At 65.4% G+C, this 26,089-nt stretch carries 24 protein-coding genes; 10 read left to right on the top strand and 14 right to left on the bottom strand.

Annotation, left to right across the window (positions count from 1 at the left end; translation table 11 throughout):
• Positions 1–4: 4 nt before the first annotated feature.
• Entirely contained in the window at positions 5–352 is a 348-nt protein-coding gene (locus TVD_RS13305; RefSeq protein ID WP_047251821.1) for a DUF3024 domain-containing protein, read from the bottom strand.
• Positions 353–844: 492 nt separating this feature from the next.
• On the opposite strand from TVD_RS13305, the gene TVD_RS13300 reads away from it, so the two are divergent.
• Entirely contained in the window at positions 845–1,162 is a 318-nt protein-coding gene (locus TVD_RS13300; protein WP_047251820.1) for a response regulator, read from the top strand.
• Between the two features lie 33 nt (positions 1,163–1,195).
• Here TVD_RS13300 and TVD_RS13295 read toward each other — a convergent pair whose 3' ends face one another.
• Positions 1,196–2,329, bottom strand: a complete 1,134-nt coding sequence (locus TVD_RS13295; protein WP_047251819.1) for an acyl-CoA desaturase — start codon at positions 2,327–2,329, stop codon at positions 1,196–1,198.
• Between the two features lie 272 nt (positions 2,330–2,601).
• Here TVD_RS13295 and gdhA point away from each other — a divergent pair, with 272 nt between their 5' ends.
• The 5 genes from gdhA (at position 2,602) to TVD_RS13270 (ending at position 11,800) form a co-directional block, all read left to right on the top strand.
• Positions 2,602–3,951, top strand: coding sequence for an NADP-specific glutamate dehydrogenase (gdhA, locus tag TVD_RS13290; protein WP_018937476.1), 1,350 nt, complete (start codon positions 2,602–2,604; stop codon positions 3,949–3,951).
• Between the two features lie 277 nt (positions 3,952–4,228).
• Positions 4,229–6,403, top strand: a complete 2,175-nt coding sequence (locus tag TVD_RS13285) for a type I restriction-modification system subunit M (protein WP_047251818.1) — start codon at positions 4,229–4,231, stop codon at positions 6,401–6,403.
• Positions 6,400–7,416, top strand: a complete 1,017-nt coding sequence (locus TVD_RS13280; RefSeq protein WP_047251817.1) for a virulence RhuM family protein — start codon at positions 6,400–6,402, stop codon at positions 7,414–7,416. Before TVD_RS13285 ends, TVD_RS13280 begins: the two co-directional genes overlap by 4 nt.
• Positions 7,413–8,723, top strand: coding sequence for a restriction endonuclease subunit S (locus tag TVD_RS13275; RefSeq protein ID WP_082119132.1), 1,311 nt, complete (start codon positions 7,413–7,415; stop codon positions 8,721–8,723). The genes TVD_RS13280 and TVD_RS13275 overlap by 4 nt, the downstream gene beginning before the upstream one ends.
• 14 nt (positions 8,724–8,737) lie before the next feature.
• On the top strand, positions 8,738–11,800 hold the full coding sequence (locus TVD_RS13270) for a type I restriction endonuclease subunit R (protein ID WP_047251816.1): 3,063 nt from the start codon (positions 8,738–8,740) through the stop codon (positions 11,798–11,800).
• Here TVD_RS13270 and TVD_RS13265 read toward each other — a convergent pair.
• From TVD_RS13265 to TVD_RS13240, 6 genes are read right to left on the bottom strand one after another with little or no spacing between them, the layout of a single operon-like run.
• The gene (locus TVD_RS13265) at positions 11,797–12,447 is read right to left on the bottom strand and encodes a hydrogenase maturation protease (protein ID WP_047251815.1); all 651 of its coding nucleotides are present in this window, start codon (positions 12,445–12,447) and stop codon (positions 11,797–11,799) included. The two genes, TVD_RS13270 and TVD_RS13265, sit on opposite strands and share 4 nt — an antisense overlap.
• Before the next feature lie 40 nt (positions 12,448–12,487).
• On the bottom strand, positions 12,488–13,786 hold the full coding sequence (locus TVD_RS13260; protein ID WP_047251814.1) for a Ni/Fe hydrogenase subunit alpha: 1,299 nt from the start codon (positions 13,784–13,786) through the stop codon (positions 12,488–12,490).
• A complete protein-coding gene (locus tag TVD_RS13255; RefSeq protein WP_047251813.1) occupies positions 13,783–14,595 on the bottom strand; it encodes an NADH-quinone oxidoreductase subunit B family protein in 813 nt (270 codons plus the stop codon). The genes TVD_RS13260 and TVD_RS13255 overlap by 4 nt, the downstream gene beginning before the upstream one ends.
• A complete protein-coding gene (locus TVD_RS13250; protein ID WP_047251812.1) occupies positions 14,592–15,452 on the bottom strand; it encodes an FAD/NAD(P)-binding protein in 861 nt (286 codons plus the stop codon). The genes TVD_RS13255 and TVD_RS13250 overlap by 4 nt, the downstream gene beginning before the upstream one ends.
• Positions 15,442–15,915 carry a cyclic nucleotide-binding domain-containing protein gene (locus tag TVD_RS13245; RefSeq protein WP_047251811.1) on the bottom strand — a complete coding sequence of 158 codons (474 nt, stop codon included), beginning with the start codon at positions 15,913–15,915 and terminating at the stop codon, positions 15,442–15,444. The genes TVD_RS13250 and TVD_RS13245 overlap by 11 nt, the downstream gene beginning before the upstream one ends.
• Entirely contained in the window at positions 15,912–17,024 is a 1,113-nt protein-coding gene (locus TVD_RS13240; protein WP_047251810.1) for a 4Fe-4S dicluster domain-containing protein, read from the bottom strand. The genes TVD_RS13245 and TVD_RS13240 overlap by 4 nt, the downstream gene beginning before the upstream one ends.
• A 149-nt stretch (positions 17,025–17,173) precedes the next feature.
• Between TVD_RS13240 and TVD_RS13235 the strand changes: the two genes are divergently transcribed.
• Positions 17,174–18,169, top strand: a complete 996-nt coding sequence (locus TVD_RS13235) for a 2-hydroxyacid dehydrogenase (RefSeq protein ID WP_047251809.1) — start codon at positions 17,174–17,176, stop codon at positions 18,167–18,169.
• A gap of 38 nt (positions 18,170–18,207) precedes the next feature.
• Here the strand turns inward: TVD_RS13235 and TVD_RS13230 are convergent, their stop codons facing one another.
• From TVD_RS13230 to TVD_RS13215, 4 genes are all read right to left on the bottom strand, one after another.
• On the bottom strand, positions 18,208–19,167 hold the full coding sequence (locus TVD_RS13230; RefSeq protein ID WP_047251808.1) for an MBL fold metallo-hydrolase: 960 nt from the start codon (positions 19,165–19,167) through the stop codon (positions 18,208–18,210).
• Positions 19,168–19,178: 11 nt separating this feature from the next.
• On the bottom strand, positions 19,179–20,531 hold the full coding sequence (gene chrA, locus TVD_RS13225; RefSeq protein WP_047251807.1) for a chromate efflux transporter: 1,353 nt from the start codon (positions 20,529–20,531) through the stop codon (positions 19,179–19,181).
• Positions 20,528–21,499, bottom strand: coding sequence for a chromate resistance protein ChrB domain-containing protein (locus TVD_RS13220; RefSeq protein ID WP_047251806.1), 972 nt, complete (start codon positions 21,497–21,499; stop codon positions 20,528–20,530). Before TVD_RS13220 ends, chrA begins: the two co-directional genes overlap by 4 nt.
• A gap of 124 nt (positions 21,500–21,623) precedes the next feature.
• Positions 21,624–22,637, bottom strand: a complete 1,014-nt coding sequence (locus TVD_RS13215) for a class 1 fructose-bisphosphatase (protein ID WP_018168849.1) — start codon at positions 22,635–22,637, stop codon at positions 21,624–21,626.
• 217 nt (positions 22,638–22,854) lie between these two features.
• On the opposite strand from TVD_RS13215, the gene TVD_RS13210 reads away from it, so the two are divergent.
• Positions 22,855–24,120 (top strand): 6-phosphofructokinase, encoded by a 1,266-nt coding sequence (locus TVD_RS13210; RefSeq protein WP_018168850.1) that lies wholly within the window; start codon positions 22,855–22,857, stop codon positions 24,118–24,120.
• Here the strand turns inward: TVD_RS13210 and merB are convergent.
• The gene (gene merB, locus TVD_RS13205) at positions 24,117–24,752 is read right to left on the bottom strand and encodes an organomercurial lyase (RefSeq protein WP_047251805.1); all 636 of its coding nucleotides are present in this window, start codon (positions 24,750–24,752) and stop codon (positions 24,117–24,119) included. The genes TVD_RS13210 and merB overlap by 4 nt on opposite strands.
• Positions 24,749–24,973, bottom strand: a complete 225-nt coding sequence (locus tag TVD_RS13200; protein ID WP_018168852.1) for a GDCCVxC domain-containing (seleno)protein — start codon at positions 24,971–24,973, stop codon at positions 24,749–24,751. Before TVD_RS13200 ends, merB begins: the two co-directional genes overlap by 4 nt.
• Positions 24,974–25,125: 152 nt before the next feature.
• Here TVD_RS13200 and TVD_RS13195 point away from each other — a divergent pair, with 152 nt between their 5' ends.
• Together TVD_RS13195 and TVD_RS13190 are read left to right on the top strand one after the other, a co-directional pair.
• A complete protein-coding gene (locus tag TVD_RS13195; RefSeq protein WP_047251804.1) occupies positions 25,126–25,563 on the top strand; it encodes a hypothetical protein in 438 nt (145 codons plus the stop codon).
• A 104-nt stretch (positions 25,564–25,667) separates the two neighbouring features.
• A complete protein-coding gene (locus TVD_RS13190; protein ID WP_018145017.1) occupies positions 25,668–26,081 on the top strand; it encodes a PA2779 family protein in 414 nt (137 codons plus the stop codon).
• Positions 26,082–26,089 lie beyond the last annotated feature (8 nt).

Raw genomic sequence — 26,089 nt, 5'->3', positions numbered from 1 at the left:
TTCCCTATCCGAAAAAACAGGCGTATTCGTCTTTCTCCACCACCTGTAGCACGTCCTCCAGCGAGGCGAGTTCCGGGTGTGGGTCGTAGCCATGCCACTTCAGGTCTGCCCGTTGCCAGTAGAGTTTCCATCGGCCCGACTTGCGCACGAATGTGGCCTTGAATACCGGGTTTTCCACGATCCTCGAAGCGTCATCCATCAGCGGGCGCACCTCGTACAGCGACACGCTCTGACCTTCCAGACGCCAGACAAAGTCCAGACGGTCTCGAACATGGGCGGGCGGTCGGCGCCTTTCCATGAACGCCTCCATCACCTTTTCAACCCGCTTGCGCTCGAATTCGCTCAGGGCCATTGGTATCCGTTCTCGGCTGCTGTCGGGGCCAGTCGTTGTCCAGCCGGCGTCACGTAACGTGATGATCCCGATAGTTTAGAGTGTGTGCCGCGAGATCGCGCGGGACCTAGGGAAACACTGATCAATGTACACGTTCGCGTTGGCACCCCAGGTTTCCCGAGACAAGGCGCGCCGCGCAGCGGGTAGTGGTTCTACCCGCAAGCGGCACAACGCAGGATCGGGGAACCTGGGGTGCCAACCCCACAAATCCATAAACGAAGGGGCTCGGCCGCCCGTTGTTGACCAAAACGGGCGTGGGAACGGCGTTGCGGTTCCCTTGTGCAGAATGACTGCACGGCAGTCACCGCGCCTTGTTCGCACGCAAAAGCGACTCGAGCGCGAACGTGTACATTGATCCGTGTTTCCCTAGCGCGCGGGGATGGCTGCCCGTGTCCGGCCAAGTCTCCGGAAACCGCGAGCCCCCTCGACCGGCCAATCCCCTCGGGAGACCCCATGCAGATTCACCTCGACACCCCGGACCTGATGACCCGCGTGCGGCTGGAGTCGCGCTGGCGTTCGGCCGGCGCATCGGTTTCTAGCGGTCAGGCGCCGGAGCAGCCCGACCTGGTGGTAGTCGACCTCGGCAGCCTTGGCGTGGAAGCGGTGTCGACCTGGCGCGAGCGCTACCCGGACGCGAAGATTCTCGCCTTTGGCCCGCACGTGGAAGGGGCGATGCTCAAGGCGGCGCGCCAGGCGGGCGCCGACGAGGTCGTGGTCCGTGGCAAGGTGGCCGACCGGGTCGCAGCCAAGCTGGGGGGTGATCGCGCCTGAAGGCGCTCCGGCCCCGCAATCCGGGGCCCGCGTTCACGCCGTGGTCGCGCGACGAGAGGCCGACAGGGCGCGCAGGCGGCGGCGCTGCATCTTGAGGCGATACTCCAGCTCCTTGAACTGGGTGCGCAGTTCCGTGCGCACCCAGCGATCGTTCATGGCCTCGCGCCCGGCCCGCATCTTGCGCGCCTGCACCTCCTGCCACTGGTTCACGGTATCGCGGAAACGCTGATACTCCCGCTCCACGGTTGCGCGCCAGGAGTCGTGCGCCGGCCCGGCCTGGTCGGCATTGAGCAGCCGGAGAAACTCGGTGTGCAGCCGTGCGCGCATGATCTTGAAGCGCGGTGTCCAGCGGCGGTCATACACCAGTCCCGTCCAGGCAAAAAGGTTGATCAGCCACTTCGAGGGGTCGTACTGCCACCAGCGCACCCCGTTGCGGTAGTCCGCCTGAAAGGCGTGGTGGAAGTTGTGGTACCCCTCGCCCCAGGTGAGCAGGGCGACCAGTCCGTTGTCCACGGCGGTGCTGTCGTCACTGTAGGGACGACGGCCCCACCAATGCGCCAGGGAGTTGATGAAGAACGTGAAGTGGTGGCTGAGTACCATGCGCAGAATGCCGGCCAGCAGCAGCATGCTGATCACATCCCCGAACGCCAGTCCCAGCAGCAGAGGCAGGCCCAGGTTCAGTCCCCATGCCAGGGTCCAGTAATGCCGGTGCTGCCACATCACCACCGGATCCTTCGCCAGGTCCTTCACCCGCGAATAGTCGGGCTCGCTGGTGGGCCAGTTGCGCAGCATCCAGCCCATGTGGGCATGCCAGAAACCACGCTTGATGGAATGCGGGTCGCGTTCCACATCATCCACGTAGCGATGATGCACGCGATGCCGCGCGCCCCAGTTGTAGATGCTGTTCTGCAATGCCAGGGCACCGCTCAGCGCCAGCAGAACGCGCAATGGCCCCCGCGCCTTGAAGGTGCGGTGCGCCCAGAGCCGGTGATAACCCACCGTGATGCCCAGGCCGCTCAGCACCAGGAACAGGCCAAAAAACAGCCAGGCCGCGCCGCTGAAGCCCTGGGTGAGCCACCACCACGGCACCAGCGTGACCGCGGCCACGTTGGTCAGTGCAAAGAAAACGGCCGGTGTCCAGGCAATCGAGGGGGCACGTTCGGACATGGTGGAGACCTGCTGGCGACCGGGGCGAGCGAAGATGCTCACCTATTCATAGTAGATGAGACTGCGACGGGCGAGTAAAAGTGCCCTCGTTCCGGACGGGCGGCCCCAGAGCGTTGCCGGACGATGGTGATTCCATCGGAGGCGCTGCTCCCTGGCTCCCTTCCTGCGTTGCCCGGCCGGTGACGCAATGCACCATCATGGGGCGCTCGGCATTGTCTTCTCGGCACCCGCATGCCTAAATGCGTTCGAATCAGACCATCAGGATGCGATCCATGAACGGAAGCCTCGACGAGAAGCTCGAACCCATTTACCAGGAAGTCCTGCACCGCAACGCCGGTGAGACGGAATTCCATCAGTCCGTCCATGGCGTGCTGGAGACGCTGGGGCCGGTGCTGGTGAAGTACCCGGAGTTTGCCGAGCTCAAGATCATCCAGCGCATCTGCGAGCCCGAGCGTCAGATCATTTTCCGGGTGCCCTGGCAGGACGACAAGGGCGAGCTGCACATCAACCGGGCGTTCCGCGTCCAGTTCAACAGTGCGCTGGGGCCCTACAAGGGGGGCATGCGTTTCCACCCCTCGGTGTACCTGGGCATCATCAAGTTCCTCGGCTTCTCGCAGGTGTTCAAGAATGCCCTCACCGGCCTGCCGATCGGCGGCGGCAAGGGCGGAAGCGACTTTGATCCGAAGGGGCGCTCCGATTCCGAAATCATGCGCTTCTGCCAGAGCCTGATGACCGAGATGTACCGCCACATCGGCGAGTACACCGATGTGCCCGCGGGCGACATCGGCGTGGGCCAGCGCGAGGTCGGCTACCTGTTTGGCCAGTACAAGCGCCTGACCAACCGCTTCGAGGCCGGCGTGTTCACCGGCAAGGGTCTCGACTGGGGCGGCAGCCGTGCACGCACCGAGGCCACCGGCTACGGGGCGATCTTCTTCACCCAGGAGATGCTGAAGGCGCGCAACGACTCGCTGGAGGGTAAACGCGTGATCATCTCCGGGGCCGGCAACGTGGCGATCCATGCCACGGAGAAGGCCCAGCAGCTGGGCGCCCGGGTGATCGCCTGTTCCGACTCCCGCGGGGTTATCCTCGACGAGGACGGGCTCGACCTGGACCTGGTGCGCCAGATCAAGGAACGCGAGCGCGGCCCGATCAGTGCCTACGCGGAGCGCAAGAAGGGCGCGAAGTACAGCGAGAATGGCAGTATCTGGGAGATCCCCTGCGATGTGGCCCTGCCGTGTGCCACCCAGAACGAACTGACCGGAAAGGACGCCAAGGTCCTGGTCGAAAACGGCTGCATCGCGGTCGCCGAGGGCGCCAACATGCCGGTCACCCCGGAGGGTATCCAGACCTTCCGCGAGGCCGGGATCGCCTTTGGCCCCGGGAAGGCCGCGAATGCCGGCGGTGTGGCCACCAGTGCGCTGGAGATGCAGCAGAATGCGAGCCGGGACTCCTGGACCTTCGAATACACCGAGGCGCGCCTGCAGGAGATCATGGCCAACATCCACCGCACCTGCCACGAAACAGCCGAGGAATACGGCGCGCCCGGCAACTACACGGTCGGCGCCAACATCGCCGGCTTCGTGAAGGTCGCCCGCGCCATGGAGGCGATGGGCCACATCTGAGCTTGCCCGCGCCGGGTTTGCTGGATCTCCACTCCGAGGCTGGAGCGTTCGAACCTCGGCCCGTGCCATCGGGTGCCGGTCCGTGTCGTCGGCCGGGCTGGTGTCCACTGGGGTGAGGGTCGCGCAGGCATACTTGTGGGAGCGTGCAAGGGGGTCTCCGTGTTTCCCCAGGCCTTTTGCTCGCGGGCCCGGGAGAGGCAAAAGGCAAGGTTTGACCCTGGATCACAGCGTTCGACCTTCTACCCAGGAAACAATCACAAACCATAGCAGGGGACCAATGGCCTCCACCGATACGTCTCGCCTGATTGATTTCGTCTTTGACATCGCCAACAAGCTCCGCGGCCCCTACCGGCCGCCGCAGTACCGCAAGGTCATGCTCCCCATGACGGTGCTGCGCCGCCTGGACTGCGTGCTGGCGCCCACCAAGGAGCAGGTGCTGAAGGAGTACGAAAAGCTTCAGGCTCGCGGCCTGGAGGGTGACGCTCTGCACAAGGTGCTTGCGCGCAAGGCCAGCCAGGGGCGCGAACATCCGCTGTACAACATCAGCCCCTACACCTTCGAGAAGCTACTGGCAGACCCCGAGAACATCGCCACCAATCTCACCAGCTACATCAACGGCTTTTCCGAGTCCGCCCGGGCCGTATTCGAGGCCTTCGGGTTCGAGTCCGAGATCGAGAAGCTGGACAAGGCCAACCGGCTGTACCTCATCGTCAAGGAGTTCGCCGACCCCCGCATCGACTTGCACCCCGACCGGGTCAGCAACCACGACATGGGCTATGTGTTCGAGGAGCTGGTGCGCAAGTTCAACGAGCAGGCCAACGAGGAGGCCGGCGATCACTTCACGCCGCGGGAGGTGATCCGCCTGATGGCCCATCTGCTCTATACCAAGGACGAGGAGGTCTACACCCCCGGCATCGCCCGCACCATCTATGACCCCACCGCCGGGACCGGCGGCATGCTGTCGGTTTCTGAGGAATACATTACCGAACAGAATCCCCAGGCCCACCTGGCGCTGTACGGGCAGGAGTACAACGAAGAATCCTGGGCCATCTGCCGCTCGGATCTGCTGATCAAGGATGAGCCGGTGGACAACATCGCCTTTGGCGACACCCTGGGCGACGGCGAAACCGGCGATGGCCACCCGGACAAGACCTTCCACTACATGCTGGCCAACCCGCCCTTCGGCGTGGAGTGGAAGCCCCAGGAAGACTATGTGAAGAAGGAGCACAGGGAGCTGGGCTTCAACGGCCGCTTCGGCCCCGGTCTGCCGCGCATCAACGACGGCGCCACCCTGTTCCTGTTGCATATGCTCAGCAAGATGAAGCCCAGCCCTGAACAAGGGGGTGAGGGTTCGAAGATCGCCATTGTCTTCAACGGCTCGCCCCTGTTCAACGGCGAGCCCGGCCCCAGCGAGAGCAACATCCGCCGCTGGATCATCGAGAACGACTGGCTGGATGCCATCATCGCCCTGCCGGACCAGCTCTTCTACAACACCGGCATCTACACCTACATCTGGCTGGTGAGCAACCGCAAGCCCATTGATCGCAAGGGCAAGGTGCAGCTCATCGACGGCACCCACCACTACCGCAAGATGAAAAAGAGCCTGGGCAACAAGCGCAACGAGCTGGGCGATGCGCACATCGAAGAACTGACCCGCCTTTACGCCAACTTCGTCGACGGCGCTACCTGCCGGGTGGGCCTGAACGGCAAGCAGACCGAGCGGGTCTGCACGAAGGTCTTCGACAACCGCGACTTTGGCTACCTGAAAGTCACCGTGGAACGCCCCCTCCGGCTCAACTTCCAGGTCAGCGCCGAGCGCATCGAGCGCCTCTGGCAGGAGACCACCTTTGTCAATCTCGCCAAGAGCAAAAAGCGCAAGAACGAAGCCGAGATGGAGGCCGAGGTGAAAGCCGGTGAAGCCACCCAGCAGCGCATGATCAGTATTCTGGAAGGGCTGGATGGCCGACTTCATACCGACCGCGCCGAGTTCGAACCCCTGCTCAAGGCCGCGTTCAAGGACGCCGGTGAAAAACTGCCCGCGCCGGTCAAGAAGGCCGTTCTCAACGCCCTGTCCGAGCGCGACCCCGAGGCCGCCATCTGCCGGGACAGCAAGGGCGACCCTGAGCCGGATACCGAGTTGCGCGATACCGAGATCGTGCCGTTGCCCGCCGACATCCCGCTGCCGCTGCCCATCGGCTACGACAAGGACGCCGACAACAGCCAGTTGCTCGATCTCGTCCGCGACCACTGCGAGGACTACCTGGCCCGGGAAGTGCTGCCCTTCGTCGATGACGCCTGGATCGATCACGGCAAGACCAGGGTAGGCTACGAGATCCCTATCAACCGGCATTTCTATGTCTACGAACCGCCCCGGCCGCTGGAAGAGATCGAGCAGGATATCCAGAACCTGGAGGGCGAGATTCTGGAGATGCTGAACAAGGTGACGGCATGAGCGCGGGCGAGCTGATCCTTTACCGCAGCGAGGATGGCCGTGCGGAAATTCAGCTCCGGGCAGACGGCGAGACCGTCTGGCTGACCCAGGCGGAGATGGCCGAGCTGTTCGACACCACCCCCCAGGCCATTACCCAGCACATCCGGGCCATCTATGAAGAGGGCGAGCTGAGCGCGGAGGCAACTTGTAAGGATTCCTTACAAGTTCGCCAGGAGGGCCAGCGGCAGGTGCGGCGCCGCCTCAAGGCCTACAGCCTGCCCATGATCCTGGCCGTGGGCTACCGGGTGCGCTCCCCCCGGGGCACCCAGTTCCGCCAGTGGGCCACCGCCCATCTGGAGGAATACCTGCTCAAGGGCTTCGTCATTGACGACCAGCGCCTGAAGGAGCCCGGCGGCTGGGACTACTTCGACGAGCTGCTGGCCCGCATCCGCGACATCCGCGCCTCGGAGAAGCGCTTTTACCAGAAGGTGCGCGATCTGTTCGCCCTGTCCAGCGACTACCAGCCCGACGACCGCGACGCCAACCTGTTCTTCGCCGAGGTGCAGAACAAGCTGCTTTATGCCGTTACCGGCCACACCGCCGCCGAAATCGTGGTCCAGCGCGCCGACCCCAACTCTCCCAACATGGCGCTCACCAACTGGAAGGGCGCGCGGGTGCGCAAGCAGGATGTGACCATCGCCAAGAACTACCTCACCACCGACGAGATCGACACCCTCAACCGCCTGGTGGTGATCTTCCTGGAACAGGCCGAACTGCGCGCCAAAGAGCGCAAGGACCTGACCCTGGACTACTGGCGCCACAATGTGGACCGGCTGCTGGAATTCAACGAGCGGCCCATCCTCGACGGCGCGGGCAGCATCAGCCGCGACCGCATGGAGCAGATCGCGCACGAGCGCTACGAGCAGTTCGCCGCCCAGCGGCGGCGGGATGAGGCACGGGAGGCCGATGCCGAGGATTTGCGGGAGTTGGAGGCGTTGGAGGAGCGGATTAAACGGCAGGGCGACCAGTCATGACGAAGCAACATTACGAAAGCTATAAAGAAACGGGAAACCCATGGCTCGGAAAAGTACCGTCTGACTGGCAGGTACGCCGCGCTGATTTTGTCATCAAAAGTCGCAAACTCCAGATCAGCCCGTCCGATCTGGAGAGCAGGGATGTATACCATTACGCCATTCCCACTGTTCAGGCGACCGGCGCTGGTACTGTTGAAGAAGGAGAATCAATTGATAGTGGCAAATTGATTATCAACGAACCTCAAGTTCTGGTCTCGAAGCTCAACCCCCGAAAGGCGACGGTTACCATTGCTGAGCCTCACCCAGACTATCTGACAGTTGCATCCACGGAGTTCGTGCCGATTATTCCATGGGAAGCCGACCTGAACTACATGTTCTATGTCTGGAAAAGCCAAAAGGTCACGGACCGGCTTTCGTCATTTGTCCAGTCAGTGACGCGCAGCCATCAGCGCTGTGACCCAGCGGAGATCACGAAAATAACTTGGGCATGGCCGAGTGAGGGCAAACAACAAAAAATCGCCGCCTTCCTCGACCGCAAGACCGCCGAGATCGACACCCTGATCGCCAAAAAGCGCCGCCTGCTCGAGCGGCTGGCCGAAAAGCGCACCGCCCTGATCACCCGCGCCGTCACCAAGGGCCTCAACCCCGATGCCCCCATGAAAGACAGCGGCATCGAGTGGCTGGGGGAGATTCCGGCGCATTGGGGTGTCTCGCGTGTCAAGTTCTTCGCAGCAGTCGGGAATGGCTCCACGCCGAGCCGAGAAAATGCGGATTACTGGGTTGGCGGTGACTATCCTTGGCTGAATAGCGGGGTCGTGAATAAAGCATCGGTAACGGAAGCAGATCAATTCGTTACGAAATCGGCATTGCGTGAGTGCCATCTGCCGATAATTGATCCTCCCGCAATTCTTTTAGGGATCACTGGCCAGGGCAAAACACGAGGGATGGCTACCAAGCTGGAGATTCAAGCAACAATCAATCAGCATTTGGTGTTCGTGAAGCCAGATGAGCGGGTTTTTGATATTGATTACCTTTATGCCATTTTTGAACGAGCTTACCTATATCTAAGAAGTGAGAGTGACGGGGGAGGGAGTACAAAAGGAGCGATAACTTGCGGTCAAGTCGAAAACCTATGCGTCCCGCTTCCTCCAGTATCCGAGCAGCGAGAGATCGCGCTGGCACTCCAAGAAGGCCAAGTGGAACTGCATGGGGTGTCGAGAAAAATCGGCAAGGCAATTGATCGCCTGGAAGAATACCGCTCCGCCCTGATCACCAACGCCGTTACCGGCCAGATCAAGGTGGCCTGAACAGGGGGAAAGCCATGCACCAGGAAATCTACTTCGAACAGGCCATGGAGCAGTCGCTGGTCGAGCAGGGCGGCTTCGAGCGCGGCGAGGCTGGCGGTTTCGATCCGGCGCGGGCGCTGTTCCCGGAGGAGGTCATCGCCTTTGTCTCCGCCAGCCAGCCCGAGCGCTGGCAGTCGCTGGTGAAGCTGCACGGTGACAAGGCGGGGGAGGTGCTGCTGGGCTCGCTGGTCAAGGAGCTGGCCTCCAAGAACGCGCTGCATGTGCTGCGCCACGGCTTCAAGTGCTTCGGCAAGACCTTTCGGCTGGCCTATTTCGCCCCCAATACCGGCATGAACCCGGAGGCGGCAGCAGCCTACGGCCACAACCGCCTGCGGGTGACCCGGCAGGTGCATTTCAGCGAGAAGCATCCGAAGAAATCGCTGGACATGGTGCTGTCGGTCAATGGTCTGCCGGTGGTCACGCTGGAGCTGAAAAATCCCATGACCGGGCAGACGGTGGACGACGCCATGCGCCAGTACCGGCGCGACCGCGACCCGGCCGAGCCGATCTTCCGCTTCAAGGAACGGGCCCTGGTGCATTTCGCCGTGGACCCGGACCAGGCCTTCATGACCACCCGCCTGGCCGGGGACGACACCCGCTTTCTGCCCTTCAATCGCGGCCACAACTGCGGCGCCGGCAACCCGCCCGCCGAGGATGGCAACTACCGTACCGCGTATCTCTGGGAGCAGGTGCTGACCCGCGACAGCCTGATGGACATCCTCGCCCGCTTCCTGCATCTGGAGGTCAGCGAAAGCAAGGTCACTACCAAAAAGGGCGTCAAGCGCCACCGGAAGGAAACCCTGATCTTCCCCCGCTTTCACCAGCTCGACGCGGTGCGCAGGCTGATCGACTCCGCCCGCGCCCAGGGGCCGGGGCACAACTATCTGGTGCAGCATTCGGCGGGTTCGGGCAAGTCCAACTCCATCGCCTGGCTGGCCCATCGCCTGTCCAGCCTGCACGATGCCGGGGACAACAAGGTCTTCGATACCGTGGTGGTGATCACCGACCGCCGGGTGCTGGACCAGCAGTTGCAAAACACCATCTATCAGTTCGAGCACAAGCAGGGGGTGGTGCAGAAGATCGACGAGAACACCCAGCAGCTTGCCCAGGCGCTGTCCTCCGGGGTGCCCATCATCATCTCCACCATCCAGAAGTTCCCTTTCATTACCCAGGCCATGGACACCCTGGCGAAGAAGGGCGAGGAGGTGGCATTGAACACCGGCGGCAAGCGCTTCGCGGTGATCGTGGACGAGGCCCACAGCTCCCAGTCCGGCGAGACGGCCATGGAGCTGCGCAAGGTGCTCAACCGTGATGGCATCGAATCGGCCATCGCCGAAGAGTTTCTGGATGTCGAGGAAGAAGATCTGTCAGAGGAAGCACGGCGAGAGCTGTTCAAGGAGATGCTCAAGCGGCCGCGCCAGCCCAGTATCAGCTTCTTCGCCTTCACCGCGACGCCCAAGTTTAAGACCCAGGCGGTGTTCAACGAGCCCGGCCCGGACGGCCAGCCGCCGTTTCACCTCTACTCCATGCGCCAGGCCATCGAGGAAGGCTTCATCATGGATGTGCTGGAGCACTACACCACCTACAAGACCTACTACGGGCTGATCAAGTCCATCGAGGACGATCCCCAGGTGCCCAAGCGCAAGGCGGCTCGAGCACTGGCGCGCTTCATGTCCCTGCACCCGCACAACATCGCGCAGAAGGTGGAGGTGATCGTCGAGCACTTCCGCCACAACACCCGCCACCGCATCGGCGGCCGGGCCAAGGCGATGGTGGTCACCGCCTCGCGCTTGCACGCCGTGCGCTACAAGCAGGCTTTCGACAAGTACATCAAGGACCACGACATCACCGGCATCCGCTCGCTGGTGGCCTTCTCCGGCAGCGTCACCGACCCGGACTTCCCGGACCAGTCCTACACCGAAGTGGGCATGAACGAGGGCATCAAGGAATCGGAGCTGCCGGACCGCTTTGCCTCCGAGCACTACCAGGTGCTGCTGGTGGCGGAGAAGTACCAGACCGGCTTTGACCAGCCATTGCTGCACACCATGTATGTGGACCGGCGGCTCTCGGGTATTCAGGCGGTGCAGACCCTCTCCCGCCTGAACCGGACCGCCCCCGGAAAGGAAGACACCTTCGTGCTGGATTTCGTCAACGAGCCGGGCGAGATCTTTGAAGCCTTCAAGCCCTATTACGAAGTGACGCCCGCTGGTGAGCCCAGTGATCCCCATCAGCTCTACGAGTTGCAGCACCGGCTGGAAGAGCACCAGGTCTTCACCAGCGACGAGGTGAATGCCTTTGCGGAGATCTGGTACAAGAACCGCAACGAACCCACGGCGGCGGATCACCAGAAGATTAACGCGATCCTTGATCATGCCGTGGAGCGCTACGAGGCGCTGGACGAGGAGGAACAGGACCAGTTCAAAGGGCAATTGGCCAGCTTCCGCAACCTCTACGCCTTTCTGGCGCAGATCATCCCCTACCAGGACAGTAGTCTGGAAAAGCTCTACAGCTACGGGCGCTTTCTGCTCCACAAACTGCCCCGGCGCGCCGATGACACCGTCTTCGAACTGGAGGACGAGGTCTCGTTGAAGTATTACCGCCTGCAGAAGATCAGCGAGGGCACCATCGATCTCGGCGTAGGCGAAGCACAGCCGCTGTATGGACCCACCGAGGTCGGGACGGGCAAGGCCGAAGATGACGAAGTGGAGTTGTCCACCCTGATCGGCAAGCTTAACGAACGCTTCGGTACGGAATTCACCCCGGCCGACCAGCTCTTCTTCGATCAGATTGCCGAGAGCGCGGTCGAAAACGACACCCTGCGCGAAGCCGCCCGGGCCAACACGCGTGACAACTTCGCCTATGTGTTCAACCGTATGCTGGAGAACCTGTTCATCGAGCGCATGGACGGCAACGAGGAGATCTTCGGCCGCCTGATGAACGACGACAACTTCCGACGCGTGGCCAGCGATCATCTGCTGCGCGAAGTCTACGATCGCCTCCAGAGCACCGAGGAACCAGAGAGCACTCCCGGCCGCTAGAAATCGCTGTGATTTGCGTTCGGCGATGGCCCAAATTCGTCGCAGATTCCATGGAGGAGACGGGGCATGTTCTCGGCGATGGCTGTGGAGAGATCGGCCCCATCCTCAAGGCAGGCGGGTTCGATGCCGTGGACGATGAGGGTTTCCGGGAGCTCGCCGAGGGAACGGGCGAGTTCGACGGCCTCGGCGAGGCCGATGCCGTGCGAGGAGTAGCGGGCGCCGCGCGGCAGGGGCTCGCGGGCGTCAAGACGATGGAGGGTGCCGGGGGCGGCGCCGGTGACGATGGCGTCGACCAGGATCACCGGGTCGTGGCCCTGCCACAGGTCCATGAGCTCGGCGGGTTCGCCACTGCAGGTGGCGGTGGTGAGGCCCGAGGTGCCCTGCAGGGCCTCGACTACGGCGTGGCCGACGCCGTCGTCGCCGCGCCAGGGGTTCCCTATGCCGATGACGAGTGGGCCCTTGCCTGCCGATCTTCCATCGTCGGCCAAGGCCTCTTGGGTTTGTTCAGGGGTCTTGCGGGATCCGTTTTCCGCGGCCTCGACAATGGATGCCCTGCGTTCGTTGTCCTTGTCCGATTCGAACTCGCCTGCTTCAAAGGCATCGAGCAGTTCCTGCTCTTCCTGATTCAGTTTGGTGGGCTTCCGCATGCGTTCCTTCCGAAACTCGCATCTTTCTTTCGGGCGCCGTTCATTTTCGGTCGACGGTCAGGTCGAGGAAGTGGGTGGCGCAGGAGATGCAGGGGTCGTAGTTGCGGATGGCGACTTCGCAGTGGTGGCGCAGTTCGTCGTCCGGCAGGTCGAGGTGGGTTTGCACCAGTTCGCGCAGGTCGGCCTCGATGGTGGGCTGGTTGACCGAGGTGGGCGGGACGATCTTGGCGTCGGTGATCAGGCCCGCGTCGTCGATGTTGTAGCGGTGGTAGCAGATGCCGCGCGGGGCCTCGGTGGCGCCGAAGCCGGTGCCGGCGCGCGGGGTGACCGGCAGCGCGGGTTCGGCCGGTGCGGCGCGGTAGCCGTTGACCAGGCGCAGGGCCTCCTCGAAGGCGAGGACGATCTCGATCATGCGCACCTGGATACTGCGAAACGGGTTGCGGCAGGCGATGCCCAGGCCGGCGCGCTCGGCCAGCTCGGCGGCGCGCGGGGTCAGGCGTTCGCGGTTCAGGGCGAAGCGCGCCAGCGGGCCCATGAACACCGGTTCGCCGGAGTCCGAGCGGTGGCTGTGCAGGGCGTTGGAGTGGGCGACGTGTTCCTCGGTGAAGATGTCGTCGTAGTCGCGGATGGCCGCGTCCAGGCCGCTGCTGGAGCCGAGGCGCCCGTGGGTGATCGGGTATTCGTCCGGGTGCACCAGCGACACGAACTCGTAGTCGCGTTCGAGGTTCGGGTAGTCGAGGGTGGCGAGGAATTCGGCGACCTCGCAGGAGGCCTCCAGGCCCCAGGACAGGTCCTCGCGCAGCCCCGCGACCTCGGCCGGCGACGGGGCGCGGTAGAAGCCGCCGACGCGCAGGTTCACCGGGTGGATCTCGCGCCCGCCCAGCAGGCGCAGGATGGCGTTGCCGATCTTCTTGATGCGCAGGCCGTTGCGCACCATGTCCGGGTGGTCCTTCGCGGCGGTGACCGCATCCGGATAGCCGAGGAAGTCCGGCAGGTGGAGCATGAATACATGCAGGGCGTGGCTCTCGATCCACTCGCCGCAGTAGGCCAGCCGCCGCAGGTCCTGCAGCACGCCGTCCACGGTGATGCCACAGATGTCCTCCATCGCCAGCGAGGCGCCCATCTGGTAGGCGATCGGGCAGATGCCGCAGATGCGCGCGGTGATGTCCGGGGCCTCGCGGAAGTCGCGCCCGCGCAGGAAGCCCTCGAAGAAGCGCGGCGCCTCGAAGATCGACAGCTTCACCTCCTCCACGCGGTCGCCCTCGGTGCGCACGTACATCGCGCCCTCGCCCTCCACGCGGGCGAGGTAGTCGACTTCGATGGTGCGGGTCTCGCTCATGGCCGGTTTCCTGATTCTTCGGGCGGTGCCGTGCCGCTCTCCTGACGTTCGCTCTCCTCGCGGAAGGCGTCGGCGCCGGCGTTGAAGGTGCGGTAGAAGCGCACGCGCGTGGCGCGATCCATGCCCAGGGTCTCCAGCTGGCCGGACAGGCCCGGCGCGTTGGGGGTCTCCTTGGGCCCGAAGCAGCCATAGCAGCCGCGGTTGCAACCAGGGCACAACGCGCCGCAGCCGGCGTGGGTGACCGGGCCGAGACAGGGCGTGCCATGGGCGACCATCACGCAGACCTGTCCCGCCCGCTTGCACTCCTCGCAGACGCTGGCGCTGGCGACCTGCGGGCGCCGGCCGTAGAGGAAGGCGCTGACGACCTCCAGCAGCTGGTACTTGTCGATCGGGCAGCCGCGCAGCTCGAAGTCCACCGGCACGTGCTGGCTGATGGCATCCGAGGTGGCCAGGGTCTCGATGTATTCCGGGTGGGCGTAGACCTGGCGGGTGAATTCTTCGACATCCGCGAAGTTGCGCAGGGCCTGGATGCCGCCGGTGGTCGCGCAGGCGCCGATGGTCACGAGGAACTTCGATGCGCGGCGGATCTCGCGGATCTCCTCCGCCGCCTGTGGCGTGGTGATCGAGCCCTCCACCAGCGTCAGGTCCCACGGCCCTTCGATGCGGGTGCGCGTGGCCTCGGGGAAGTGCGCGATCCGGATGCGGTCGGTGACTGCCAGCAGCTCGTCCTCGCAGTCCAGCAGGCTGAGCTGGCAGCCGTCGCAGGAGGCGAACTTGAACACCGCCAGGGTGGGCTTTTCCCGACTCATAGCTCGCGTACCCGGAAGGCCGGTTCCATCACCGGGTAGGGGAACACGGGGCCGTCGCGGCAGACGAAATGCGCCCCGATCTGGCAGTGGCCGCAAAAGCCCACCGCGCAGCGCATGTTGCGTTCCATGGAGACATAGATGTCCTCCGGCTTCAGGCCGCGGCGCTCCAGCGCGGACGCGGTGAAGCGCATCATCACCTCCGGGCCGCAGGTCAGCGCCAGGGTGTTGCGCCGGTCGAAGCCGCCACGATCGACCAGCTGGGTGACCACGCCGACATCGCCGCGCCAGGCGGCGGTGCCGCGGTCCACGGTGATGCGCAGATCCACATCATCCCGCTCGGCCCAGGCGTCCAGCTCGTCGCGAAAGATCATGTCGCCGGGCGAGCGCGCGCCGTAACAGACCACCACGCGCCCGAACTCCGAACGGCGTTCCAGCGCCGCGTGGATCAACGGCCGCAGCGGCGCCAGGCCGATGCCGCCGGCGACCAGCACCAGATCGCGCCCGCGCGCCTGCTCCAGCGGCCAGGCCGTGCCGAACGGGCCGCGCAGGCCGACCACCGTGCCGGCCTCCAGATCCTGCATCGCGCGGGTCACGCTGCCCACCGCGCGGATGGTGTGCACGATGCCGCCGTCGTCGGTGATCGCGGAGACCGAGATCGGCACCTCGCCCACGCCGAAGAGGTAGAGCATGTTGAACTGCCCGGGTGCTGGCGCGGCGCCGGGCTCCACCCCCGGCTCGGGGTACAGCGTCCAGCTGAAGACCTCGTTGCTGGCCACGTCGCGGCGCACCGAGTGGATGCGCCAGGGCTCTGGCGCCATCGCCTGATCCGGCAGGGTTGCAACCGCGTCAGTTGCCATGACCGGGCCCTCCGTGGCTGTAGATATCCAGCGCCTGCAACCGCGCCGCCTGCAGGCGCTGGACGATCAGCGCGGCGAAGTGCTTCATCAGTACGTAGCCGAACGCCGGGTTGGCCTCCATGCGTTCGCGCAGCACGCCGGCATCGAAGCGCAGGGTATGGATGTCGGTCACCGCCCGCGCGTCGTAGCTGGCGCGGTACGGCGGCAGCAGCCAGGACCAGCCGAGGATGTCCCCGGGCCCGAGGGTCTGGAACGCCACGCTGCCTTCCCGCAGCGGGCTCTCCAGCGCGACCTGGCCTTCGCGGATCAGCCAGAAGGTCTCGGTCGGCTCATGGTCGCGCATCAGCCGGGTCCCGGGCGTATAGCTGCACTTCGCCGCGCAGGCCGCCAGCAGGCGCCGGTGCTCCGGCGCCATGTCCTCGAAAAACGGCTGTTCCTTGATGATCGCCAGCAGCTCGTTCATCCCCGGCCCTCCGGATCGCGGCGCACCGCGGTGACTTCCTCGGTGATGTCGATCCCCACCGGGCACCAGGTGATGCAGCGCCCGCAGCCGACACAGCCGGAGGTGCCGAACTGGTCGTGCCAGGTGGCCAGCTTGTGGGTGATCCATTGGCGATAGCGCGCGGCCACGGACTCGCGGTGTGGCCCGCCGACCAGGTGCGAGTGTTCCTGGTTGAAGCAGGAATCCCAGCGCCGCACGCGTTCGGTGCGCTGGCCTTCCAGGTCTGGCACCTCCTCGACCTGCGAGCAGAAGCAGGTAGGGCAGACCAGGGTGCAGTTGGAGCAGGACAGGCAGCGCTCGGCGGTTTCCTCCCAGCGCGGGTGCTCGAAGGCCCGGTTGAGCACCTCGCGGGCATCGCCGGGCATGCTCCGGCCCATCATTGAAGGCGCCTCGGCCCAGACGCGTTCGGCCGCAGCCTGCTCGGTGTCCGAGGCCGGGCGCGGCTCCAGCCGGTCGAGCATCGCGCGTCCGGCGTCGGACCCGGCCTCGGCGACCAGAAAGTGCTGGGTGGCGTCGATCACCTCGGTCAGCGCCAGGTCGAATCCCTCGCGGGCGCGCGGGCCGGTGTCCATGGAGGCGCAGAAGCAGGTGCCGCCCGGCTCGGCGCAGCTGACCGCGACCATGAACAGGTCCCGCCGGCGGGCGGCATAGCCGCGGTCCTGCACCGCCTGGCCGAGGAATACCCGGTCCTGCACGTCGATCGCCGCCAGCTCGCAGGCGCGCATGCCGATGAAGGCACGGCGCGGCGCGTCGGAGGGTCCGGGCTCGGTCACGAAGCTGCCGTCCGGCTGGCGGGTCAGCCGGAACAGGGTCTCCTCGGGCGGGAACAGGTACTTCTTCCAGGAATGCGGCCCGACCACGTAGCCGAACAGCGCGTCGTCGTCGCGTTCGCGCAGGCGGTAGTGCCCGGGGGCCTGCTCGTCGGTCCAGCCCACCGGCAGGTCCTCGAGGCCGCCCACCCGGTCGTAGACGATCGCGCCATCGCGCCGTGTCGGCCCCACCACCTCGTAGCCGTCGCCGCTCAGCAGGCGGATCAGCGTATCCACGGCTTGGGGTGCGATCACGTGCATGGGTCACCCTCGAACGCTTGCCACGGCCTGAGCCGAACGCGCTGGACGCAGCTCCGATCATAGTGCGCCAACCGCAGGTCGCGTTCCAGCCCGTACGCTGCCAGTCCCGGGTATGCTGGGGCGGAGTCCAGAGACCGTGCGAGGGTCCGATGAAGGTCGCCGTATTCAGTACCCAGCAGCATGACCGCGAGAACCTGATGCCGGCGCTGGTGGCGGCCGGCATGGCACCGGTGGTGTACGCCGAGCGTCTGACCGCGGAGACGGTGCACCTGGCGAGGGGTGCGGATGCGGTCTGTGTCTTCACCAACGACGACCTGCACCGGCGCGTGATCGACGGGCTGGCGGATCAGGGCATCCACGTGGTCGCGCTGCGCTGTTCCGGGTACGACAACCTGGATGTCGCGCGGGCCCGCGAGCGCGGCATGCGCGTGGGCCGGGTCCCGGCGTATTCGCCGAACGCGATCGCGGAGCATGCCGTCGCTCTGCTGATGACCCTGAACCGCCGGGTGCACCGGGCCTGGGAGCGGACCCGGCGTGGCGATTTTCGCCTGGACCATCTGACGGGCTTCGACCTCGCCGGGCGCACCGTGGGGGTCGTTGGTACCGGGCGCATCGGACAGGCCTTTGCCCGGATCATGCTCGGCTTTGGCTGCCGCGTGCTCGCGCACGATCCGTACCCGAACGCGGAGCTGCAGGCCGGGGGTGTGATGTACCAGGACCTGGATACCCTGCTGGCCGAGTCCTCGGTGGTGAGCCTGAGCTGCCCGATGACACCCGAGAACCGCCACATGATCAACGCCGATACCCTGGCCCGGATGCCGCGCGGGGCCTTTCTGATCAACACGGCGCGCGGCGCGCTGGTGGATACCGATGCCGCCGAGGTGGCCCTGGAATCCGGCCAGCTGGGCGGCTTTGCGCTGGATGTCTACGAGGGCGAGGCGGGGCTGTTCTTTCAGGACTGGTCACTGTCCGGTCTGCCGGATCGGCGCCTGGCACGGCTGATGCAGCGCGACGACGTGCTGGTCACGGGCCACCAGGCCTTCCTGACCCGCGAGGCCCTGACCAACATCGCCGACACCACCGTCGCCAACCTGACCGCGTTGCACCAGGACCCGGACGCCCAGCCCGAAGGCCGGGTCGTCTAGGGAGACGCTGATTGAATCGCGCGCTCACCTGCCTTGATCTAGAACAGGGCCATCTCGGCCTCCTGATAGGCGATGTTCGCGTTGCGCGGGGCCAGGTCGTCGAAGTCGGCCAGATCCTGCCAGGGCGAGTCGTCGAAGGCGCGGATCGCCGATTGCATGTCCGTGCCGATGTCCGCCGCTTCAAACATGTGGTCCCACAGCGCGCGCAGATAGTCGTGCGTGGGGTGCTCGAAGGTCGACAAGGCACCCGGTTCGCCGTGGCCCGGGACGAATTTCGCGTCCGCGTATTCGTTTTGTAGATGTTCGTAGGCCTGGAGCCAGCCCTCCACGCTGCCGTCGGGCAGGATGGCCAGCAGGCGCCCGCTGTAGAGCACGTCCCCGGCGAACACGACATTGTCCGGTTCGACCACTGCGATCAGGCTGCCGTGGGTGTGGGTGCTGCCCACGTGACGAATGGTCACGCTCACACCACCAAGATCCAGTTCCTTGTCCTCCTCGATCATCACATTCGGTGGTTCGGGCTGCTCGGTGGACCCTTCCGGCCGATCCAGGGCGTTCTCCAGTTGCATGGCGAACATCGAGGCGCTGCCCTGCATGCGCTCGACGGCCTCGGGCGCGGCCAGGATGTCGGCGCCGGCCTCGCGAAACACGTCGTTGCCCATGAAGCGATGCGGTTGCGAATTGGTGTTGATCACGTAGCGCACCGGCTTGTCGGTGGTGGCGCCGATATGCTCCAGCATCGCCTGCGCCATCTCCGGCGTGTAGCCGGAATCGATGACGGCCACGGCGTCGTCGCCGACCACGTAGCCCAGGTTCATGCGAAAGCCCTGGTTCTCCGCATCGGGTCCGCCGTAGGGGCCGATCCAGGCATGGGCGTGATCGGAGATCGCTTGCGGTTCGGGCAGGATCGGGGTGTCGTCGGCACCCAGGCTGACGCCGGGCGCCAGGATCAGGAGGGCCATTCCGGCCAGGGCCGAGGTGCGGGTGGGGTTCAGCATGGTGCGGACTCCTACAGCAGGAGCCGATACCCGGCGCCGAGCACGGCGCAGACGAGGATCAGCGGGATGATGCCCACCCGGAAACGGGCCAGGGCAATAAAGGCGGCGATGCCGAGCAGGGCCGAGAACCACTCGAAGCTGCCCTCGAAGCCGGCAGGCCACAGGACGTGCCAGGTAAAGAACACGGCCAGATTCACGATCACCCCGACCACGGCGGCGGTAATGCCGGTCAGCGGTCCGGTGAAGTGCAGATCGCCCCGGGTGCGCTCGACCAGGGGTGCGCCCACCAGGATGAACAGGAACGACGGCAGAAAGGTGAAGAAGGTCGCGACCAGCGCCCCGAGCAAGGCGGCGAGCAGCACCTGATCGGGGCCGAGGAAGGCCTGGGTCCAGCCGCCGATGAAGCCGACGAAGGTGACCACCATGATCAGCGGCCCCGGCGTGGCCTCGCCCAGTGCGAGCCCGTCGATCATCTGGGTCGGGCTCAGCCAGCCGTAGGTCTCTACCCCGCCCTGGTACACATACGGGAGCACCGCGTAGGCGCCGCCGAAGGTCACCAGGGCGGTCTGGGTAAAGAACTGCCCCATGCGGGTCAGCGTGGCGTCCCACCCAAATACCGCGAGCAGCAAGCCGAAGACGGCGGCCCACAGGCCGAGGCCGACCACGAGGAAGCGGATCACGCGCGACCAGCGAAACTGCATCCAGGGTGCGGGAGGAGTGTCGTCATCCACCACGGCCGGCCCCGTCGCCTTGTGGCTGCTGGCGCTGTGCGATTCGCCGCTGCGGAAGCGCTCCGGCCAGACCCGGCTGCCCAGCCAGCCGAGCACGCCCGCGGCGATGATGATGTACGGGAACGGGATGTTGAGCGCGAAGATCGCCAGGAACGCCGCCACGGCCATGAGCCATAGCAGGCCGTTGTTCAGGACACGTCCGCCGATGCGCCAGCCGGCATAGACGATGATCGCGATCACCGCTGGCTTGATGCCGTAGAACACGGCCTCCACCGCGGGCACGTCGCCAAAGGCCAGGTACACCCAGGACAGCCCGGTGATCAGGACCAGCGAAGGCAGGATGAACAGCAGCCCGGCCATCAGGCCGCCGAAAGTGCCGTGCAGGAGCCAGCCGAGATACGTGGCGAGCTGCTGCGCCTCCGGCCCCGGCAGGACCATCGCGTAGTTCAGCGCGTGCAGGAAGCGGTTCTCGGAGACCCAGCGCCGCCGTTCCACCAGCTCCTCGTGCATCATCCCGATCTGCCCGGCGGCCCCACCGAACGAGATGAAGCCGAGCTTCAGCCAGTAGCGAAAGGCCTCGGCCCGGGTGGGCCGGCTCGGACGTTGCGTGGTCGAGGTATCGGGGTCGGTCATGCGGGGTCGCGTCCGGATTGTTGTTCAAAGGCCTGGCGCAGGTCGTGCAGTACGGGCGTTACGCGGGCCAGCAGGGCATCGTCGTCTGCGCACTGCTGCTTCGCCCCGGTCAGGATGCTCTCGAAGCCCGCGGCCTCGGCGATGGGGCGCCCGCCCACGTCCAGGAAATGCACCATCTCCGCCAGCCCGGCGAGCCCGCTGTCGCGTTCTAGACTGAATGCCGCCAGCAACACTTCGAAGGTGACGCGTTCGCCGAAATGGGTGAACGCGGCGCCGTCGAAGTCGAAGCCAAGGGCCTCGGCCGGGCAATCGGCCGGGGTTGCGAGCCAGACGAAGCGCGCGTCGGGGTCGATGAATTCGCGGATCAGCCAGGCACTGGCGACCCGGTCTACCCACATTGCCGCGCGCGTCGCCCACAGTCGGCCCCGGTAGTCCGTCGGCTCCAGCCTGGCAATGCCCGCGTCCGGCTCGGGCGAGGGTTCGTCAGGCGACAGGACCGCCTGCGCGGCGGAATCCAGGCGGGCCAGCTGCGCCTCCAGCGGTGCGCGACCGGGGCCCGGGAAGTAGTCGGTGCGGCGCAACTGGTCGGCCTCGCGGTGGATCTGGCGCAGGCGCTTGAGGAGCTCGGATTCGCCCAGTCCGGGCAGCTGTCCCAGCAGGGTTTCCGCGTTGCCTTGCAGTGCCCGGTATTCCGTGTCCCGGTCGAACAGGCTGTGGTAATGCGCCTGCTCCTCGGGGTTGGCGGCCACCGGCAGGTGGTAGGCCTGGTTGCCCGCCGCGCGCGCCGACTCGGCCAGTTCCAGCAGGGCGTCGCGCAGGTCCGAGCGGTTGGGCAGCAGGTAGACCCCATCGCGCAGGGTGGCTGCGCCAAGTGCCTTCAGCGCCCGCCACAGTCGGACCCGGGTCGAGTCCTGCCCGCTCTGAAAGGCGAAGATCAGGAGTTGCCAATCGGTATCCCGAAAATTCATGTCACATGTATATCAGCAATGTAACGTCCGTTACAAATTCAGGGGGTGCGCGCACAAAAAGGCCCGGCGCCTTGCGGGGCCGGGCCTTGGGGAGCGCATCGGGGTGCCCGATGCGCGAGGGGGCTTAGCCCTCGTTGTGGTAGCGGGTGATCCGCTCCACTTCGTTCTTCGCGCCCAGGACTACCGGCACGCGCTGGTGAATGCCCGTGGGGCTGATATCCATGATGCGCTCGCGACCGGTGGTGGAGGCACCGCCGGCCTGCTCGATGATGAAGCTCATCGGGTTGGCCTCGTACATCAGGCGCAGCTTGCCGGCGGTGCCCTTGGCCTGCATCTTGGAGTCCATCGGGTACATGAACACGCCGCCGCGCGACAGGATGCGGTGCACCTCGGCGACCATGGAGGCCACCCAGCGCATGTTGAAGTCCTTGTCGCGGGCGCCTTCCTTGCCGGCCAGGCATTCGTCGATGTAGCGCTTGACGGGGGCCTCCCAGAAGCGGCTGTTGGACATGTTGATCGCGAATTCCTCGGTGTCTTCCGGGATCTGCACGCTGTCCTTGGTCAGCAGGAACTCGCCGAAGTCCTTGTCCAGGGTGAACATCTGCACGCCCTTGCCGGTGGTCAGCACCATCATGGTGGACGGACCGTACAGGCAGTAGCCGGCGGCGATCTGCTTGGTGCCCGGCTGCAGGAAGTCCTCGGTCTTCGGATCGGAGACGCCTTCCGGCGCCTTCAGGATGGAGAAGATCGTGCCGACGGAGACGTTCACGTCGATGTTGGAGGAGCCGTCCAGCGGGTCGAACAGGACCAGGTAATGACCGCGCGGGGCGCCGGCCGGCATCTCGCAGATCTCGTCCATCTCCTCGGAGGCGAGGCCGGCGGCGTGGCCATTGTGGCCCAGGGCCTCGATGAACACCTCGTTGGTGATGATGTCGAGCTTCTTCTGCGTCTCGCCCTGCACGTTCTCGGAGCCGGCGGAGCCGAGAACGCCGACCAGGTCACCCTTGTCGACGAGGTCGGAGATCTTCTTGCAGGCCACCGAGATATCGTTCAGCAGGCCGGTGAATTCGCCGGTCGCGCCCTGGATACCGCGCTGAGTCTCGATAATGTAGTTGGTCAAAGTCGTGCCGATATGCATGATGCAATCCTGATGCTGTTGTGAATCGGGTGACACCGCGCAATCGAGGTGCGTGAGCACCATGACGGGGCGAACGGCCCCGGTGCGCCGAGTGTCTTAACCGGCATAGTGTAGCAAAAGCACCCGGATGGGCCGATCCGACGGGTAGTTCATGGCTTGAGCGGGCTGGCACTTGTCGTGCATGGCATCCGGGGCTGTATCCACAAGGGAGATTCGCATGCCGCAAAACGCGCTGTACGCCCAGTCCGGCGGGGTTACCGCTGTCATCAACGCCAGCGCCTGGGGGGTGATCGAGGCGGTGCGCGCCCATCCGGCCCATTTCGGCAAGATCTATGCGGCGCGCGACGGCATCCTCGGTGTCCTGCGCGAGGAGATCATCGATCTGGATCAGGAGGACCCGCTGACCCTGGCGGCCCTGCGTCATACCCCCGGCGGGGCGTTCGGCTCCTGCCGCTTCGACCTGGGCGATCCCGACCAGGATCCGGAGCAGTACGAACGCCTGGTCGAGGTCTTCCGCGCCCATGACATCGGCACCTTCTTCTACAACGGCGGCGGCGGTTCCATGGATACCGCGCTGAAGATCGCCAGGATGGGGGATCGCATGGGTTTCCCGATCAAGGCGATCGGCGTGCCCAAGACGATCGACAACGATCTCGCCGTGACCGACTCCAGCCCCGGGTTCGGCTCCGCCGCCAAGTTCATCGCCACGGTCGTGCGCGAGGCCAGCCTGGATGTCGAGTCCATGCACACCAGTTCCACCAAGGTGTTCGTGCTCGAGGTAATGGGTCGGCATGCGGGCTGGCTGGCGGCCGCCGCCGCGCTGGCACAGGAGTTCGATGGCCAGCCGCCGATGCTGATCCTGTTCGCCGAGACCCTGTTTGACCAGGACGACTTTCTCGAGCACCTGAACCGGACCATCGAGCGTCACGGCTACTGTGTGGTGGTGGTCTCCGAGGGTCTGAAGAATCCGGATGGCACCCTGTTCTCGGTGGCACAAAGCCATGATGTGTATGCCTACACCCAGCTGGGCGGCGCCGCCCCGCGCCTGGCCGAGCTGATCCGCGAACAGACCGGACACAAGCTGCACTGGGCGGTGGTCGACTATATCCAGCGCTCCGCGCGGCATATCGCGTCGAAGGTGGACGTGGAGCAGGCCTATGCCTGTGGCCGTGCGGCGGTGGAGGGCGTGGTGGCCGGCGAGGATGCCTTCATGCCGATCATCCGCCGCGATTCCAACGATCCCTACCGCTGGAGTATCGGTTTTACCCCGCTGGAGACCGTGGCCGACGTCGAGCAGGGCATGCCGCGCGAGTACATCACCCCGGACGGCTACGGCATCACCCAGGCCGCGCGCGATTACCTGCGCCCGCTGATCCAGGGCGAGGACGCCCCGCCGTTCGACCAGGGCCTGCCCTGCTACCCGCGCATCCGGGGCGAATTGCTGCCCAAGCGTTGCCCTCCGTTCGAGGTCAAGACCGACTAGTCATTTCCGGGCGAGTGGGCGTCGGCGTCCAGCCAGGCCCGCTGGAAGGCGAAGAACTGCCGGGCGACCCTGTCCGCCTCGTCGACGCGCAGATAGTCCGCGTGTTCGGCCGGTGCACAACGCGCACAGACGAAGGTGATGCCCTCACAAAGGCTAATGCAGCACGGGGTGTTGTCCGTGCGGCGCGGCCGGTAATGCACCCAAACGGAGGCCGTATCCGCAACCGCGGTGGGCCCGGATTCCAGGCTGAGCGCGGCGCCGCAGTGGCTGCAAGCCGCCTCGATCCGGCTATGTGCACCGCTTAGCATCGGGATGGCCAGGGCATCGACGGCGCACATCGCGGCGACCGGGCTGCCATCGGCGACGCTGACCGTGATGCTGCCCGGTGCGGCGCTGTACGGGTAGCAGCCCAGACCCTGGGCCTGATGCGCCACGGCATCCAGCGCGGCCAGTCGCTCCAGCGCGCGGATATCCAGCTCCCGGGCCTCTGGTGGCCGTCCGCGCTGGTGCCAGTGTTCCAGGACTTCGAGATAGGCGGCGCGCACGGCTTCGGGGGCATCCCGCAGGCGCTGTTCCAGCGGGAAGTCGCCGCGCAGGCGTCCCAGGGCGGCGGTCACGTGCGCCGGCCTCATGACGAGGCGCAGCAGCCGCCCGGGCCCTCCTGCTGAATGGGCGGACAGGGCACGGTGCCGTAGGAGCAGAACACGCAGCAGTCCCCTGGAAGTGGCCGGAGCAGGGCCCCGCAGCCGGTGCATTCGTAGAACCACTGGCAGGCGTCGGTGGGCATCGTCTCCGTCTTCTGGTGCCCGCATTCCGGGCAGGTCAGGGTCGAATCGGGCACGATCTCGTTCATATGCGTTTCAGCTCGGTTTGCGAGGATGGGAGCCAACGACCGGGGCTGGCGGGAAAAACCCCGCCAGACAACCGGAATCGGCACAAACGCCGTCTGGCCAGCGTCTATTCTCTGCCAAGCCCGCGCAAGACGGGCCCATAACCGGATCCCGGATGGAGGAAATCATGTACTCGCGCATTCTCAATCGCACCCTCGCCCTGACCGCTGCCAGTGTGCTGGCCGCCGCGTTTGTCGCGCCCGGCCAGATCGCGGCCCAGGGCGCCTACTTTGCCCCGGCGGACGGTTCGCCGGACGAGGTCGCCTTCGAATACCGCATGCACGAATACGGCTGCGCCAATGTGCGCGGACAGTGGCGCGCGACCAACAACACGGATGACTGGCTGGAAGTCCGGGTCACCAAGACCGCCTACAACTGCCCCGGAGAGCTGGAAGACGACGTGCGCACGACGACCCGCCTGTGGCGCACGCTGGGTCCGGGCGAGACCCAGGAGCGCACGCGCGACAACTCCGTGTGCGGCGGGGCCTGGGCGCGTGGTGTCGAGGTCCTGGAGTACGAGATCAAGGTGGTCGACGCCCCCGACGAAAGCTGACAGACGTGTGAAACCGGCCGCGATTTTCGTTTGCGGCCGGTCAATTCGCGGTTCTGGCGGGCTACACTTCTAACAACCGTTCACCGATTTCAAGGAGTCTGCCCATGAGCGTTCATTCGTTCCGTCGAGTTCTGTCCGCACCCGCGGCACTGCTGGTCGCGCTGGCCCTGACCCTGCTGCCCGCCACCCCGGCATTCGCCGATGTCGGCATGCTGGATACCGGCAGCATGATCCAGCAGGCCAGCGCGGACGACACCCGCGCCCAGTTGCTGGAACAGCTCAATGACGCCGAGGTTCGCGCGCAGCTGATCGAGATGGGGGTTGATCCCGAACGTGCCGAGCAGCGTGTGGCCCGTCTGACCGACGACGAACTGGCGCAGCTGGAGGCGCACATGGAGACCGACCCGGCCGGCGCGGCCAGCGTCCTGGGTGTGGTCGCCATCGTGTTCGTGGTGTTCGTGATCCTGGATGCGGTGGGTGTGACCGACATCTTCTCGTTTGTCGGGCCGTCCCGCTAAGCCACGCC

The sequence above is a fragment of the Thioalkalivibrio versutus genome (genome assembly GCF_001020955.1).
Lineage (GTDB): Bacteria > Pseudomonadota > Gammaproteobacteria > Ectothiorhodospirales > Ectothiorhodospiraceae > Thioalkalivibrio > Thioalkalivibrio versutus.
Note: the sequence above shows the minus strand (reverse complement) of the source record. Positions and strands in the feature narration are given on the sequence as shown.